Origin of the sequence: Dickeya aquatica, assembly GCF_900095885.1 — a bacterium.
Classification (GTDB): domain Bacteria; phylum Pseudomonadota; class Gammaproteobacteria; order Enterobacterales; family Enterobacteriaceae; genus Dickeya; species Dickeya aquatica.
Window position 1 is genome coordinate 3,252,678 of sequence record NZ_LT615367.1, and the last position, 14,846, is coordinate 3,267,523.

The 14,846-nt window shown below is 53.3% G+C and carries 13 protein-coding genes; 5 read left to right on the forward strand and 8 right to left on the reverse strand.

Features of this window, described 5'->3' with window-relative positions; translation table 11 throughout:
* Positions 1–230 precede the first annotated feature (230 nt).
* Positions 231–1,142: a recombination-associated protein RdgC gene (rdgC, locus tag DAQ1742_RS14790; RefSeq protein ID WP_035340454.1), complete on the forward strand. Its 912-nt coding sequence runs from the start codon at positions 231–233 to the stop codon at positions 1,140–1,142.
* Positions 1,143–1,304: 162 nt separating this feature from the next.
* On the opposite strand, the gene DAQ1742_RS14795 is transcribed toward rdgC, so the two are convergent.
* The 5 genes from DAQ1742_RS14795 to DAQ1742_RS14815 all read right to left on the reverse strand — a co-directional run bounded on the left by DAQ1742_RS14795 (position 1,305) and on the right by DAQ1742_RS14815 (position 7,357).
* Positions 1,305–3,095 (reverse strand): methyl-accepting chemotaxis protein, encoded by a 1,791-nt coding sequence (locus tag DAQ1742_RS14795; RefSeq protein WP_035340452.1) that lies wholly within the window; start codon positions 3,093–3,095, stop codon positions 1,305–1,307.
* A gap of 638 nt (positions 3,096–3,733) precedes the next feature.
* Entirely contained in the window at positions 3,734–4,018 is a 285-nt protein-coding gene (ppnP, locus tag DAQ1742_RS14800; protein ID WP_035340450.1) for a pyrimidine/purine nucleoside phosphorylase, read from the reverse strand.
* Between the two features lie 36 nt (positions 4,019–4,054).
* Positions 4,055–4,576: a shikimate kinase AroL gene (aroL, locus tag DAQ1742_RS14805; protein ID WP_035340448.1), complete on the reverse strand. Its 522-nt coding sequence runs from the start codon at positions 4,574–4,576 to the stop codon at positions 4,055–4,057.
* A gap of 303 nt (positions 4,577–4,879) precedes the next feature.
* Positions 4,880–5,926, reverse strand: coding sequence for an asparaginase (locus DAQ1742_RS14810; RefSeq protein WP_035340446.1), 1,047 nt, complete (start codon positions 5,924–5,926; stop codon positions 4,880–4,882).
* A gap of 327 nt (positions 5,927–6,253) precedes the next feature.
* Entirely contained in the window at positions 6,254–7,357 is a 1,104-nt protein-coding gene (locus DAQ1742_RS14815; RefSeq protein ID WP_035340443.1) for a uroporphyrinogen decarboxylase/cobalamine-independent methonine synthase family protein, read from the reverse strand.
* A gap of 476 nt (positions 7,358–7,833) precedes the next feature.
* Between DAQ1742_RS14815 and DAQ1742_RS14820 the strand changes: the two genes are divergently transcribed.
* The gene (locus tag DAQ1742_RS14820) at positions 7,834–8,496 is read left to right on the forward strand and encodes an HAD family hydrolase (protein ID WP_035345798.1); all 663 of its coding nucleotides are present in this window, start codon (positions 7,834–7,836) and stop codon (positions 8,494–8,496) included.
* Here the strand turns inward: DAQ1742_RS14820 and DAQ1742_RS14825 are convergent.
* Positions 8,493–9,428: a LysR family transcriptional regulator gene (locus DAQ1742_RS14825; protein ID WP_035340442.1), complete on the reverse strand. Its 936-nt coding sequence runs from the start codon at positions 9,426–9,428 to the stop codon at positions 8,493–8,495. The two genes, DAQ1742_RS14820 and DAQ1742_RS14825, sit on opposite strands and share 4 nt — an antisense overlap.
* 172 nt (positions 9,429–9,600) lie before the next feature.
* Between DAQ1742_RS14825 and DAQ1742_RS14830 the strand changes: the two genes are divergently transcribed.
* Positions 9,601–11,028 carry a M20 family metallopeptidase gene (locus DAQ1742_RS14830; RefSeq protein ID WP_035340440.1) on the forward strand — a complete coding sequence of 476 codons (1,428 nt, stop codon included), beginning with the start codon at positions 9,601–9,603 and terminating at the stop codon, positions 11,026–11,028.
* Positions 11,029–11,036: 8 nt separating this feature from the next.
* The gene (locus tag DAQ1742_RS14835) at positions 11,037–12,308 is read left to right on the forward strand and encodes an MFS transporter (RefSeq protein WP_035340438.1); all 1,272 of its coding nucleotides are present in this window, start codon (positions 11,037–11,039) and stop codon (positions 12,306–12,308) included.
* Between the two features lie 39 nt (positions 12,309–12,347).
* Here DAQ1742_RS14835 and DAQ1742_RS14840 read toward each other — a convergent pair whose 3' ends face one another.
* Positions 12,348–12,893, reverse strand: a complete 546-nt coding sequence (locus DAQ1742_RS14840; protein ID WP_035340437.1) for a GNAT family N-acetyltransferase — start codon at positions 12,891–12,893, stop codon at positions 12,348–12,350.
* A gap of 131 nt (positions 12,894–13,024) precedes the next feature.
* Here DAQ1742_RS14840 and DAQ1742_RS14845 point away from each other — a divergent pair, with 131 nt between their 5' ends.
* Entirely contained in the window at positions 13,025–13,921 is an 897-nt protein-coding gene (locus DAQ1742_RS14845; protein WP_035340435.1) for a LysR family transcriptional regulator, read from the forward strand.
* Between the two features lie 101 nt (positions 13,922–14,022).
* Here DAQ1742_RS14845 and DAQ1742_RS14850 read toward each other — a convergent pair whose 3' ends face one another.
* Positions 14,023–14,655: a hypothetical protein gene (locus tag DAQ1742_RS14850; protein WP_035340433.1), complete on the reverse strand. Its 633-nt coding sequence runs from the start codon at positions 14,653–14,655 to the stop codon at positions 14,023–14,025.
* Positions 14,656–14,846 lie beyond the last annotated feature (191 nt).

Consider the following 14,846-nt stretch of genomic DNA (forward strand, 5'->3'; position numbering starts at 1 on the left):
TTCCCGCCGGTCATCGGCTCAAATACTCGTGTTGACCTGAAAAACACATGCTGACCTGCATTTCCGTTGAAGCCCATCCGATGATGACATTATCGTACCGTCCTACACCACAATTCGTTATCATGCCCGCCATGAATAACCCCTGCATCTGTCCCGGTTGACCCACTATCCTGCCTGAGGCACGACCAGCGGGTAAGCCACATGACAGACGCGCCAGCCCGGGAAAAAACATGCTCTGGTTTAAAAATTTGATGGTTTATCGCCTGAACCGCGATATTCGTCTCACCGCCGATGCTCTGGAGACTCAACTGGCATCTTGCGCGTTTACGCCTTGTGGCAGTCAGGATATAACCAAAACTGGCTGGGTGCCGCCAATCGGGCCACAAAGTGATGCACTCACGCATGCCGCCAATGGCCAAATTCTTATCTGTGCCCGCAAAGAAGAAAAAATGCTGCCCGCTCCGGTTATCAAGCAAGCGTTGCAGGCAAAAATCGACAAACTTGAGGGCGAGCAACATCGCAAACTGAAAAAAACCGAGAAAGACGCGCTGAAAGATGAAATCCTGCACAGCCTGTTGCCTCGTGCTTTTAGCCGGTTTAGCCAGGTATCGCTGTGGATAGATACCGTCAACCATCTGATTATGGTCGATGCCGCCAGCGCTAAAAAAGCAGAAGACACATTGGCTCTGCTGCGTAAAACACTCGGCTCTCTGCCAGTGGTGCCATTGACGATGGAAAACCCTATCGAGCTGACACTGACGCAATGGGTGCGCTCAGGTCATACGGCCGGCGGCTTCACATTACAAGACGAAGCGGAACTGAAAGCGCTGCTGGAAGATGGCGGTGTCATTCGCTGCAAAAAACAAGAACTGGTCAGCGATGAAATTGCTACACATATTGAAGCCGGGAAAGTCGTCACCAGGCTGGCGCTGGACTGGCAGGAGCGCATTCAGTTCGTGCTGGCCGACGATGGTTCGCTAAAACGCCTGAAATTTGCCGACACGCTACGAGAGCAAAACGATGATATTGACCGGGATGACGTCGCCCAGCGTTTTGATGCCGATTTTACCTTGATGACCGGTGAAGTCGCCGCGCTGATCGCCAGTTTGACCGAGGCTCTGGGCGGTGAAGCACAGCGTTAACCCGGTTAACAGGCGCGTATGCCACTCATCAGCACCATATCCGTGATGACACCTACGCCCCGGCAATCGAGTCAAAAAGATATTGAGTACAAAAGAAAGCCCCCGCATCGGCTTGCGGGGGCCTGGCGTTACCCTACGACCCTTTTGCGTCGTTGGATGTCATTACAGCCTGAAGTGGCTGATAGAAGAGTGCAGTTCTTCCGATTGCGACTGCAACGAGGCAAATGCAGATGCCGCCTCCTGCACCATCGCCGCGTTTTGCTGAACCATAGAGTCTAGCTGCGCCACGGCTTTATTGATTTCCTGAATACCGCGCATCTGTTCTTCTGAGGCATGGGTAATTTCAGACATCACCGTTGTCACCGACGACACTCCCCCGACAATCTCACTCATGGTATTTCCCGCCTGGCGAACCTGACGAGAACCGACATTCACGCTCTGTACCGTTGACTCAATCAGTACCTTGATCTCTTTCGCCGCCTGGGCACTGCGCTGTGCTAACGAACGCACTTCACCGGCAACCACCGCAAACCCTCGGCCCTGCTCACCGGCACGCGCAGCTTCGACTGCGGCGTTAAGCGCCAGAATATTGGTCTGGAAGGCAATGCCATCGATGACGCCGATAATATCGCCAATTTTCCCGGAAGCGACTTCAATGGACTCCATGGTGTTGATAACTTCGGAAACCACCTTCCCGCCGGTACTGGCATCATTTGCCAGCGCCAGAGCACGATCGTTCACCTGCCGCGCCGACCCGGCTGACTGCGTTACCGTTGCCGAGATCTGCTCCAGCGCAGCGGCCGTTTGTTGCAGGCTGGCGGCGGCAGCATCGGTGCGGGAGGCCAAATCGTTATTGCCTGAAGCCACTTCATCTGTGGCGCTCTGCAAGGATGCGCTGATGTCACGGATTTGCAGCATGATCATGCTGAGTTTATCGACGAACGTATTAAACGAACGCGCGATTTGCGTCACTTCGTCATGACCATCATCCGGTAAGCGCTGAGTCAAGTCATTGTTACCGTGACTGATATCATCCATCGCATCACGAATCAGCGACAGACGTTTGAGCGAGGTATTCACCAGCAGGCCCAGAATCAATGTACCGAGAATACTGATAACCAACAGCGCCACTACGGATGTCCACAGCAGAGAACTCATGCCTGCGGTCGCTTCTGCTTTATCCAGCGCAACCAGTACGTACCAGTCTGTTCCGGCGACCAGTTGTGTTCTGACCAGCATATCCCGGCCGCTAATACTCAGTTGCACCGGGTGGTCTGACTTCAGTATCTGGTCAAGATTCACCGCAGGCGCGATTTCAGTCAGTTTTTTCAGCGTCAGTTTGGCATCCGGGTGCGCAATAATGGTGCCATCAGCCTGAATCAGTACCCCATAGCTGGACGGTGTTGGACGGATGGACTTCACGTTGGCTATCACACTGTCCATGGTGACATCGCTGCCCAGCACACCTTTTACCGTACTGCCATCAAGCACAGGCGCAACAAACGACACCACAATGGTGTTAGTCGCCATATCCAGATAAGGGGCTGTTGCCACGGCTTTACCTTCCCTGACCGCTTGCTGATACCAAGGGCGAACCGTCGGGTCATAATTGGCAGGAATACCACCAGGGTCGGAAAATTTGGCCGTATGGCTGGCATAGCCCATATACACGTTGATGAAATTCCCCGCCACCGCCATCTGTTTAAACATCGCAACCGGGTCGTCATTACTCAATACAACGGGGTTGAGCGACGTAATGATTTGTTTTTTCCCTGCTACCCAGTCACCGATCGCCAGACTGTGGCCCGCGGTGACAGCGGCCAGTAAATTATTAATCGATTCATCATTGTATTTATCCGTAACCCGGTAATTTAAAAAGGTATTAATAACCAGAGAAAACACAACGATAGCGGTACAAACAACTAAAATTCGAGCACGAATAGTTTTAAGCATAGTGACCACATCATTATTGAAATATTTTTTTCAAATAACCAAAACCCTGCCCCATAATGCAGAGGCGTATCTGTCAGGACGCCATAACACATTTAACCAGCACTATCTCCTCCTTTAATCCAGCGCTGCCACACCACAAGCAGAAGAAGGGAACACTTGCAGAAAAAATACAATGGCTGGAGAAAGATTTACAGATTTATCTGCAATTTTTTGCATAAAAAGAATTGCTGTGGATTCTCTGCACATACATAGAGAAAAGCCGGAGCGTATGCGAATATTTCAGCAAACTGGACAACAACAAGGCAAGCTCCCCTTTCTCAAGGATAAACGCCGACGATAACAGGGCAACGTTATCACCGGAGTATTATGCCGCTCAGTTATGACAGAAATAAGTGACAGCAAAGATAAGAATTAGATATATAAAAAATAGCTATTGCAGATTTCAATAATTATTAATCGAAATTATCACGCTATCCTAAAAACCCGCATAATGAGAAATGAAAACAGTGAGACATCAACAATAGTCTGTTTGCTGAACATCGATAAGAGAAACAGGCAAGCGGCACATGGCGCTGGTAATAAAGAAAGGCTGCCGTAAATGGCAGCCTTTGCTCAGCACCGTGGCAATATTGAAAATATTACAGGTAGCGGCACAGATAGGAAGAAGGCTCCGTCACCTTCAACTGGAATTCGCTTTGCTGCGGCACATTGAAAACCGCGCCGGCTTCAAATAACTGCCATTCCGTAGCCCCCGGCAACAGCACGTTCAATGCACCGCTCACCACGGTCATTTCTTCTGCCTGCGCAGTGCCGAAAGTGTACTCACCGGCTTCCATCACTCCGACGCTGGCACGACCGACACGGCTGCCATCAAAACCGATGGATTTGACTTTCCCGTCAAAATATTCGTTTACATTCAACATAATACCCAACCTTTCTGTTAAAAAATCGATATGCTGTCAGGCTGCGGGCAAACGCAGCGTTTGTACCAGTTCAGACACAATCGTATCCGGTGCCTGGGTCGCATCCACCACGTAGTGCGCCACCCCCTGGTATAACGCTTCACGCTCTGCCAATACCGCTTCCATCTCTTCAGCAATAGGCCGACCGGTTAACGTCGGACGCTGATGCGCCTGCGGGCTGGCTTCGAGCCTTTTTGCCAGCGCCTGTGCGGGCGCATGCAGGTAAATGACAATCCCTTTCTCGCGCATAAACTGCCGGTTTTGCGCCAGCAACACCATACCGCCACCTGTTGCGACTATTTGGTTTGGCTGTGTCACCGCCTTTAGCGTTTCACTCTCACGCTGACGAAACCCCGGCCAGCCTTCTGCTGCCACCACATCAGCTACCGTCAGGCCACTGCGTTGCTGCATAAAGATATCCGTATCGACAAACGCGTAGCCAAGCGCCCGTGCCAACTCGCCGCCCACGGTGGTTTTTCCACACCCTCTGGCACCGACCATAAAAATGGGTTGTGTCATATCACAACGTATCCTTATTTTTCCGAGCACTGCCGTCTGTAGCCCGTGTTGCCAAAGACCGTTGCCCGTAGAACCAAGAGCAGAATCATACAGGCAACAATCCTCATTAAGAAAGCCTCCATCCTGCCGGATTCAGGGAAAGCCACTTCACGCCAGCATTGCCGGAAAACCTAGCACAACACGCTGCACTTGCAGTAAAACGCGGTAAGTTACGCCAGAATACAAGGGATACATAAACAATCAGGCCACCTGCTGGTGGCCTGACTGAGATAGCCTATATCGTCTCCGCCAAGGCAGAAGCACTCAATAGGTATGGAAATAATCCTGAATAATTGCCGGATCGCTGGTACGAGTCAGCGCCAGCATCAGCAGGATACGGGCATGGGCAGGGTTCAGCGAATCGGATACCAGACCCGGCAGTGCCTCATCCGGCGGCACAATACCGTTGCCGGTACGGGTAGAGCGCACAACCACAATACCTTTCTGCTGTGCTTTGCGCATACCGGCTTCACCACGCACGGATACCGAGCCTGCGCCCATGCCTGCATAGACGATGCCTTTCACGCCGTGGCTAATCGCCGCGTCATACAGGTATTCAGGATCATCCTGATAACCATAGAGAATGTCGACTTTAGGCAATGAAGAGAGGCCGCGCACATCGAACACTGAACGCGTAGTGTGAACTTTATCAATGCGGTTTTGATAATAGACCCGATTGCCAATCACCACCCCAAGATACCCCTCTTCGTTAGCGCGAAAGGTATCCAGCGTCGAGGCATTACTTTTAGTGATATAACGAGCCGAGCCAATGCGGTCGTTGAGTACCACCAGCACTCCGCGGCCGCGCGACTGCTTATCTCCCGCCACACGCACCGCTTCCAGCAGGTTCATCGGGCCATCCGCACTGATTGCGGTTGCCGGACGCATTGCTGCGGCAAATACCACCGGTTTGTCGCTTTTCACCGTCAGTTGCAGGAAATAAGCCGACTCTTCCAGCGTGTCTGTACCGTGAGTAACCACCACCCCGTCAACATCACTGCGTGCCAGCAGCTCGTTGACGTGCTGGCTCAGTTTCAGCACCACATCACCGGTCATGTTTTCACTGGCCATGTTGGCGAACTGCTCACCGGTTACATTGGCCAGCGTTTTTACTTCCGGTACGGCGCTGATTAACTTCTCCACCCCCAGCGCACCGGCTTTATAGCCTGTGGTCTGGGTCACCGTTGCCGCAGAGCCAGCGATGGTGCCACCGGTTGCCAAAATAACAATATTAGGCAGTTTTTCTGCCGCACTCGCCGTAAAAACAAAAAAGAAAATAATAATAAACAAAGATTTAATAAATCTTTCCATCATAGGTTCCCTTATTGGGTCAGAGGGCAAACAGGCAGACTTCACACGCATGGCATGGAGGGCTACCGTTCGCTTTCTTATTGAGAAACGTCGATGCTGCCAGCCGGAGCCGACATCGGCGCTTATGTTGCAGCGACATACCGGGTCTGTATAGCCCGGAAGTGTTAACAGGAGAGCCCGATCACTGAATAACCGCTTATTTTCAGACAAATAATCGTCCCGCTATGGCCTCATTTTCTGCCCCTGTCACCTTGCTTAGCGCAACACTGGCAGGCAGCCGATACCAGCGCATAATCCAGATTAAAGATATCAAAACAACATGTTGGATTACTCCGGCAACACCCAGACGCGACGGGCAATATCCACCATATTGCGTAACTTGTCCCACTGCTGCTCTTCGGTGATGCGCTGATGATCGCAGTGTCTGAAACCACATTTGGGGCTGATGGCCAATTGCTGTAACGGCACATACAGTGAGGCGGTATTGATCGCCATTTTAATCGAGTCGAGTTTCTCCAGTGCGCTGTTTTGCGCATCCACAACACCGAGCACCACTTTCTGCCCCCCCACTTTACGCAACGGTTCAAGGGCAACGGAACGCGAGTCGTCATACTCAATAAACAGGCTGTCTACCGCCAGATTTGCCATTGCATACGTCATCACATCACGCCCTATGCCGTGGACCCAGTTGGGCGTAAAACGACGGCAGCAGATATGCAGGCTGATGTACATATCGTGTGGGCGCTCAGCCAGAGCCTGGTTAAGATTGCGCACACACAGCGCCAGCAAATCGTGCAATGCCAGCCCGGCTGCCTGCTCATATTGGGCAATGCGGGGATCGCACAAATAGGCCCAGAATAGGTCATCCAGTTGCAAATAGCGGCAGCCCTGCTGATAAAACGCCTGAATAATGTTGCGATACAAGGCAATCACATCATCACAAAACAGAGGTAATGACGGGTAAACTGCATTATGGCGAATGGAGGGGTACATCAGCATATTCGGGCTCGGCAAAACCTGTTTTGCCATCACCCGGCCATCGGGTGCCACCGCCTGATGCAAGAAACGGTAATGTTGCAGAAAAGGATGCCGGGAAGGGAAACGGAGTTTCTCTGTTACCCGTAAGGTAAACGGGGCATCATCACGGGCTGGGTTAGCCTCATCGTACGCAATGCCATGCACACTGGAAAAAAAATCCGCCATACCATTGACGATGCGCAGTTCACCGTCCGTAATCGCCATCAGTCCACACGCTTTCTGGCAGGCCACGACCCTGAGCACTTCCTCATTTTCAATCTCAGTCAGCTTGTCGTGCGTCATCCTCCCCTGTTTCCACGCCTTACGCGCCTGCGCCAGACGAGAAGGCAACAAAAAGCTGCCTACGTGCTCTGCATGAAACGGCGGGTAAGGTTTCTTTACTGTGCGATACATCTCACGCATCCTTTTGGTTAACACGATCCGGCTTAAGGCCTGACGACCTGCGGCTTTCTGTTTATCTCAACAGGCTCAGGCACGGGCTATGCCAGCCGCCAAGGATAAACGAAAACGTCCCCCGGCGATTAAATGATAAGTAAAACTATTCGCCTGCTATGCTTATAACCGGCTTTGATACCCCGAATTTGCCTATGCTGGCAACAGCCCGCACCGGACACGCTGCGCGTTAGCACCTTATCACCCCAAAAAAAATGCCATCTTTATGATTCAATTAGTAATTTCCGTCAATTCACTCCACCATACTTTCTTATTATTTTACTGAGTGACACAATAAAGCCGGCAAGCATACCTTGTTCCAGGTGCAAGACTGGCCGGACATGCGGCCTCACTCATCAAACTGACATGCTCGTCCATTATCATTGCGTCTCTGGAATACAGGACACGGCATGAAAGCACTCACCGGGAGAAAAACGATGGACTTAGCCTTGTTTGACCTTGATGAAACGCTTATCAGTGCTGACAGCACCGGGCTGTGGCTGCGCTGGCTGGTGGCGCGGGGGTTGGCGTGCGAAAGCCTGTTACAGCAAGAACAGCAACTGATGCAGCGTTATTATCAGGGCACACTGGCCATCGAAGAGTATATGCAGTTGTCGCTCTCACCATTGGTCGGGGTGCATGCCGATACCGTGAGTCTCTGGGCAAACGCGTTTATAGAACAGGACATTTTACCGCGTTACTATCCGCAAGCCCGTGAACGCCTGCACTGGCATCGCCAACGGGGCGATACCGTGGTGGTGATTTCTGCCAGCGGCGAACATCTGGTTTTACCGATTGCCCGGCAGTTGGGGGCTGATGATGCACTGGGCATCGGCGTGACGCTCAGGGACGGCTGCTTTACCGGGCACATCTGCGGCACGCCAACCTACCAACAGGGCAAAGTCGAACGTATTCATCAATGGCTTTCCCGGCGCGACGGGGAGCCGTTTTCCCGCCTGCACGGCTACAGCGATTCCATCAATGACCGTGCGATGCTGATGCAGGTCGATGATGCCTATGTCATCAATCCCGCCGCTGAACTGGCGGCACTGGCAACACGCCAGCGCTGGACAATTTATCATTGGTCACGCTCGCGCTAAGACAGCGCCGACAGCCCCAGGCTGGCGGTAATCTGTGCATGTTCACGCGCCAGTGTCTCGGCCACAAACCGAATAAAATGGCTCAGGGCAGCAGAACGGTGCTTGCCTGCTAACGTTTGCACCTGCAAGCTGCGCTGGGTTAACGGCTCGCTGTGTACCGGTTTTAGCAACAAACCATCCTCGCGAGCCCGATATACCACCGAAAAATGGCTACAGGCAGTGATCGCATCCGGGGTCTGCTGCATAAATGCGTAGAGTGCTGAAAAGTTGTTACAACTGAGTGTGGGCTCAAGAAAGGTACCGCTCATGCGACAAGAGAGATCAAACAACTGGCGAATGGTGGTGCCCTGCGGTGGCAATGCCAGCGGGAACTCGTGTAAATCAGCCAATTGTACTTCGCGTGCCGCCAGCGGGTGATCGGGTCGCATTAACAACAACACCGGGGCAGGCCAGGCATTCACCACCTCCACGCCGCGCTCCGGTGACAAACTGAATTGAAACGCCAGCTCGCATTCACCGCTGCGCACCATTTCTGAAACCTGTAGTGCGCTGCCAACCTGCAACAGAAATGTCACTGACGGGTTGTGCTGCCGGAAACGGGCAAATAGCCCCGGCAACAGATCAAATGCCATCCCCTCAGTACAGGCGACCCTGACTACGCTGCGGCGCACCGCCTTTAACCCTTGAATTTCCGCTATCGCATAGTCCATATCCCGCATGCTTTTACGCACATGGTTTTCCAGTATTTGCCCGGCATCGGTTAGCACCATGCCTCGGGCATGACGCTCAAACAGTGTGGTTCCTATGCGCGCCTCCAGTTTCTGGATCTGACGGCTGATAGCCGAAACCGCCACAAACAGTTGCTGGCTGGCAGCGCTTAATGAACCGGTATTCGCCACCGCCAGAAAATACCGAATCTCACTACTGTGCATACGACTCCCCAATACAAACGGATGGACTGCCTCGTTTTTGTGCAGCAAACCTTATATAAAAAGCAAAGCTTGCTTGCAATTATTATTATTGTGGCAACGCTTGCAATGAATTAGAACGGAACAGACAACATCACATGACATAAAAAAAACACCATCACAGGCAGGGTCAATCATGACAACACCCGCGGTTATACAGCACGCTCTGGACTACTTTGACAGTGGCCGCTTTCGAGAAACACTGGCACGGCGCATTGCGATTGCCAGCGAAAGCCAGCTATCAGAGAGCCATGACACGCTTGAGCGTTATCTGAGCCAGGAAATCATCCCGGCATTACAGGCCATGGCGTTTGAGATTCAACACATCGACAACCCTTGCTCCCCACAACATCCCTTCCTGATAGCTTCCCGCATTGAAGATGCGTCCCTGCCTACGCTGCTGTGCTACGGCCACGGTGATGTGGTATTTGGCGATGAAGCGCACTGGAGCGACGGGCTCTCACCCTGGCAACTGGTTGAGCGCGATGGGAAATGGTATGGGCGCGGCAGTGCCGATAACAAAGGCCAGCATTCCATCAACCTGGCGGCACTGGAGCAGGTATTTCAGGCGCGTCAGGGACGGCTGGGCTTTAACTGCAAATGGTTGTTCGAGATGGGTGAAGAGGTCAGTTCACCGGGGCTGGCGGAGGTTTGCCGGCAGTATGCACAGATCCTGAATGCCGATATCTTCATCGCCTCTGACGGCCCGCGCCTGAATGCCGAACGCCCGACGCTATTTCTGGGCTCACGCGGCTGCGTCAACTTCCGTCTGACACTTCACGCCCGCGATAAGGACTACCATTCCGGCAACTGGGGCGGGCTGTTGAGCAACCCCGGCACGCAACTGGCCAATGCCATCGCCTGCCTGGTGAATCAACAGGGCCAGATGCAGGTAGCCGCCCTGAAACCACCGGCGCTGACACCCGCGCTGCGCGCTATTTTGGCGGATGTCGAACCGGCCGGTAAACCGACCGATCCGATGATAGATCCTCAGTGGGGAGAAGCCGGGTTAAGCCCGTCAGAACGCCTGTTTGGCTGGAACACGCTGGAAGTGCTGTCATTTTTAACCGGCAATCCACAACGCCCGATGAACGCAATCCCCGGCCAGGCCAGTGCCGTTTGCCAGTTACGCTTTGTCGTGGGTACAGACTGGCAGCATCTGGCCGGGCATATTCGCCAGCATCTTGATGCGCATGGGTTCACTCAGGTGGAAATCAGTGAAGTACGCGGTACACCGGCAACCCGTCTTGACCCAACGTCGCCACTGGTCAACTGGGCGCTGGCGTTGATGCAGCAAACCTGCGGTAAAAAACCTGCGCTCCTGCCTAACCTTGGTGGCTCGCTGCCAAATGATGTGTTTGCCGACATCCTCGGCCTGCCGACGCTTTGGGTGCCTCACTCTTACCCGGCCTGTGGTCAGCATGCGGTAGATGAACATCTGCCCATTAGCCTCGCCCGTGAAGGGCTGCAAATCATGACCCGATTGTTCTGGGAATTGGGCGAGCAAGGCAGCAGCCTGCTGGCGCAACACCATACACACCGTGCCATATCCCCTACCTGCTGAGGTGAGCCATGACAACACTCTCTGTCGCAGCGCCGCATGGCGTGCGCCTAAGCTTATATAAAACGCTGTTTGCTACCTGTATCGGCAATGCGCTGGAATGGTTTGATATTGCCGTTTACGGTTTTTTTGCCAACTACATTGCCCAGGCTTTTTTTCCCGTCCAAGACCCGGCCGTTTCCTTACTGCTGACATTTGGCAGTTTTGGCGTGTCATTTTTAATCCGCCCGCTCGGTGCCGTGGTTCTGGGGGCTTACGCCGATAAAGCCGGGCGCAAAGCCTCGCTGCTGCTGTCTATCAGCTTAATGCTGCTGGGCGGGGCGATGATAACCTGCATGCCCACCTACGCCAGTATCGGCCTGACAGCCCCGTTACTGATTATGCTGGCGCGGCTCATTCAGGGCTTTTCCGCCGGTGGCGAGTTCGGCAGCTCGACAGCTTTTCTGGTCGAGCACTTTCCCGAGCGCCGGGCATTTATCGCCAGCTGGCAATTCGCCACCCAGGGAGCAAGCACCTTGCTAGCCTCTGCGTTCGGTCTCGGGTTATCGCAGTGGCTCACTGAGGCGCAAATCCAGCAATGGGGCTGGCGTATTCCTTTTGCATTTGGGTTATTGATAGGCCCGGTGGGGCTGTATATTCGCCGCCACATGCATGAGCCCGCCGATTTCAGTCAGGCACAGAAAACGCATACGCCGGTAAAGACCCTGTTTACCCGTCAGAAGGCCCTGCTTTTTACTGCCATAGGCTTGATGGTTATCTCGACGGCCATCAACTATATGCTCAACTATGTGCCGACCTACGCCACCAAAACGCTGCATCTGCCATCGGGCATCGCGTTCAGCGCCACACTTATCGCGGGCATTATTTTGACAGTCGTCACCCCACTGGTGGGGCTGTGGGCGGAAAAGATCGGCCGCCTGCCGCTCATGTGGGGCGCACTGCTGTTGCTGGCCATCACGGTCTACCCTGCTTTTTGGCTGATGACGCAACATCTGTCAGCCACCGCGCTGATCCTGCTGGTCAGTTGGCTGGCGTTGCTAAAATCGGTTTATTTTTCGACTGTGCCGTCGATGATGGCGGATTTATTTCCTGTCGCTACGCGCGCCAGCGGCATGGCGATGAGTTATAACGTGGCGGTCACGGTGTTCGGCGGCTTCGCGCCCTTCATCTGCACACTGCTTATCAGTGCTACGGGCACGAACCTTGCTCCCAGCTACTACCTGATTATCACCGCGCTAATGAGCATTCTGGCGCTCAGACACGCACAGCTACGCCAGCGTTAACCTTACCAACCGGGCACCCTGGTGATGCCCGGTTGACCATCAACTCGCCGTTTCTTCCAGCGCGGGCAACGAGGCGGCCCCCTCGCCAAGTGCCCGCTGTAATAACAGCGTGTCCACCCAACGGCCGTGCTTCATCCCCACCGCCTGCAACGTGCCCACCTGCTGAAACCCCAGTGCCAGATGCAAATGCAGTGACGCCGGACTGGGTGTGTTTGCCACCACCGAAACCACCTGACGAAAGCCTCGCTGTTCTGCCTGCCACAAGGCAGTATGCAATAAACGTTTGCCGATGCCGCGGCCAAGGTGGTCAGGATGCAGGTAAATCGAATCCTCCAGCGTGAAGCGGTAAGCCTGCCTCGGGCGGTAAAAGCCCAGATAACAATACCCCAGAACCTGATGATGCTCAGTCGCCACCAGCCAGGGCAATCCGGCATCATGGATACGCTGCCAGCGCTGCAACATGTCTGCTTCATCCGGTGGTTCCGTTTCGAACGTGGCTACGCTGTGCTGCACATGGTGAGCATAAATATCCCTGATGGCCGCGATGTGCCCGGCCTGCGCTTCCACAATCACAATTTGATTCATTATTGTATCCTTGTCAGGACAAACATCGGTAAGCCGGAGGTTATCTGGCTGCATAAGATAATCAGCTTAACCAACACGGTATGCTCACAACAGGTGCAAATACTTATCTTCGCTATAAGGGAAAATTTGACATGACCAGATTGAATCTGGAATGGCTGGAAACCTTTACCACCGTGATACGACTGGGGAGTTTCTCGGCGGCAGCTAACCAGTTAAATCTGAGTCAGCCTGCGGTCAGCCAGCATATGCGACAGCTCGAGCACCACATGGGCGTGCGTCTGGCCGAGCGCAGCGGCAAAACGTTGCGCCCGACGCCCGCCGGAACACTGCTATTACACAAAATCGTGCAGATCCAGCAAGTATTGGAAGAAACGCATCAGATTATCGCCGACTACACCGAAGATGTGATAGGCCATGTCTTGCTGGGAACCGGGGCCACAGCCTGTATTCACCTGTTACCCGCCGTGCTGGGGCAGCTACGGCTCGACTACCCGCGGCTCACCGTCGGTGTCTGCACCGGTAATACCCGCGAGATTGTTCAGTCTGTCATCGATAACCGCATTGATGCCGGGCTGGTTGCTTTACCTGTCACCACTAATTCCCTGGACATCACCCCGGTGCTGGAAGAGGAGCTTGTTGCCATCAGCAATATGCCGATGGTGAGCGGCCCGATGTCGCCCGCGTTGTTACAGGCGCAACCTCTTATCCTGTTTGAAACAGGCAGCAGCACGCGTGCACTGATAGAGAGCTGGTTTGCTGATGGCAGCCTCATCCCCCAGCCGGTGATGGAGCTTGGCAGTATTGAAGCGATTAAGGAGATGGTCGCAACCGGGCTCGGGGTAAGTATTGTGCCACGGATGTCCGTCACGCGCCCAACTGACGCAGAGCGGTATCATGTTCTTGCGCTGAACCCACCATTGATGCGAAAACTGGCCGTAGTGACGCGCCACGATAAACCGGTCAACAAGGTACTGCGACTGGTTCTGGAAAGAATCAAGGCCTCAGCAGAGACTATCACATCACCGTAATAATACGTTGTCAGCATCTGGTTTCTGTCATCAATCCATGCCAGAAAATCATGCCAGAAAACCGGCAGCCTTAGCGATGCGGTACACCCGTTGCTAATGGCTTAACTTGCTTTGGGTAAGTTGTCACCGCTGCCGGGTAATGTCCAGGGGATATCCGCGGTGCGTGCGCCCAGCATTTGCTGTATTTTCTGGTAAACCTCGGCCGCAGACATACCGTTATATAAGCCCTGACTATAATAACCAAACTCCGCAGTACCTGACGTCGGCAGGGCACTGGTTTGCAGGCGCGAACCATCCCAGCTTAAATCCGCAGAGGTAATACGCCTGCCGGTTAGTGCATCATAGCTCTGGCTTTCGCCATCGGGTGATTTCACAACGGAAACCAGAACGCCACCATACAAAGGAATACCGGTCATACGTAATGCACGCTCTACGGATAACTCTTTCTGCTGTTTCTCGATTTTTTCTTTTTTCAGTTGGTCATCCAGAGAGGTCGCGCGTGGATTCACCTCGCCAGAATTATTTTTATTATTATCCGACAATTGATTATTCAACGAATTATTCATGGTGCCGGATTTAAACGAGCCGGAACTGTTGCTGCCCGAGGAATTCATCCCAATCAGGTCGAGGCTGTCACCCGCGCCACCGCTGGCGCTGTAGGTTGACCCCGCGCCATAACCCGACTGGGGATAAAATGATGCTGTGTTTTGAATTTGAACGCCTGATATAGCCATAGTCTGAATCCTTTTTCTTTTTTAACGATGACATGCTTCTGCGGGCACTGATCTGTTAGAGCGACTCAAAACCAATTTATTTAAATAAAAGCAATATACCTATATGACAGGTATCAAAACGGGGTAATCCAACGCATATGACCACCCAACGCCATCAGGGAATGAAACGTGTACGGAGCAACGTCCACGAG

Coding starts and splice junctions, on each gene's coding strand:
- DAQ1742_RS14795 (WP_035340452.1), bottom strand. CDS start 3,095: ATGCTTAAAACTATTCGTGCTCGAATTTTAGTTGTTTGTACCGCTATC.
- DAQ1742_RS14835 (WP_035340438.1), top strand. CDS start 11,037: ATGACAACACTCTCTGTCGCAGCGCCGCATGGCGTGCGCCTAAGCTTA.
- DAQ1742_RS14810 (WP_035340446.1), bottom strand. CDS start 5,926: ATGGAAAGATTTATTAAATCTTTGTTTATTATTATTTTCTTTTTTGTT.
- ppnP (WP_035340450.1), bottom strand. CDS start 4,018: ATGTTGAATGTAAACGAATATTTTGACGGGAAAGTCAAATCCATCGGT.
- DAQ1742_RS14825 (WP_035340442.1), bottom strand. CDS start 9,428: ATGCACAGTAGTGAGATTCGGTATTTTCTGGCGGTGGCGAATACCGGT.
- DAQ1742_RS14830 (WP_035340440.1), top strand. CDS start 9,601: ATGACAACACCCGCGGTTATACAGCACGCTCTGGACTACTTTGACAGT.
- DAQ1742_RS14820 (WP_035345798.1), top strand. CDS start 7,834: ATGGACTTAGCCTTGTTTGACCTTGATGAAACGCTTATCAGTGCTGAC.
- aroL (WP_035340448.1), bottom strand. CDS start 4,576: ATGACACAACCCATTTTTATGGTCGGTGCCAGAGGGTGTGGAAAAACC.
- DAQ1742_RS14845 (WP_035340435.1), top strand. CDS start 13,025: ATGACCAGATTGAATCTGGAATGGCTGGAAACCTTTACCACCGTGATA.
- DAQ1742_RS14850 (WP_035340433.1), bottom strand. CDS start 14,655: ATGGCTATATCAGGCGTTCAAATTCAAAACACAGCATCATTTTATCCC.
- rdgC (WP_035340454.1), top strand. CDS start 231: ATGCTCTGGTTTAAAAATTTGATGGTTTATCGCCTGAACCGCGATATT.
- DAQ1742_RS14815 (WP_035340443.1), bottom strand. CDS start 7,357: ATGTATCGCACAGTAAAGAAACCTTACCCGCCGTTTCATGCAGAGCAC.
- DAQ1742_RS14840 (WP_035340437.1), bottom strand. CDS start 12,893: ATGAATCAAATTGTGATTGTGGAAGCGCAGGCCGGGCACATCGCGGCC.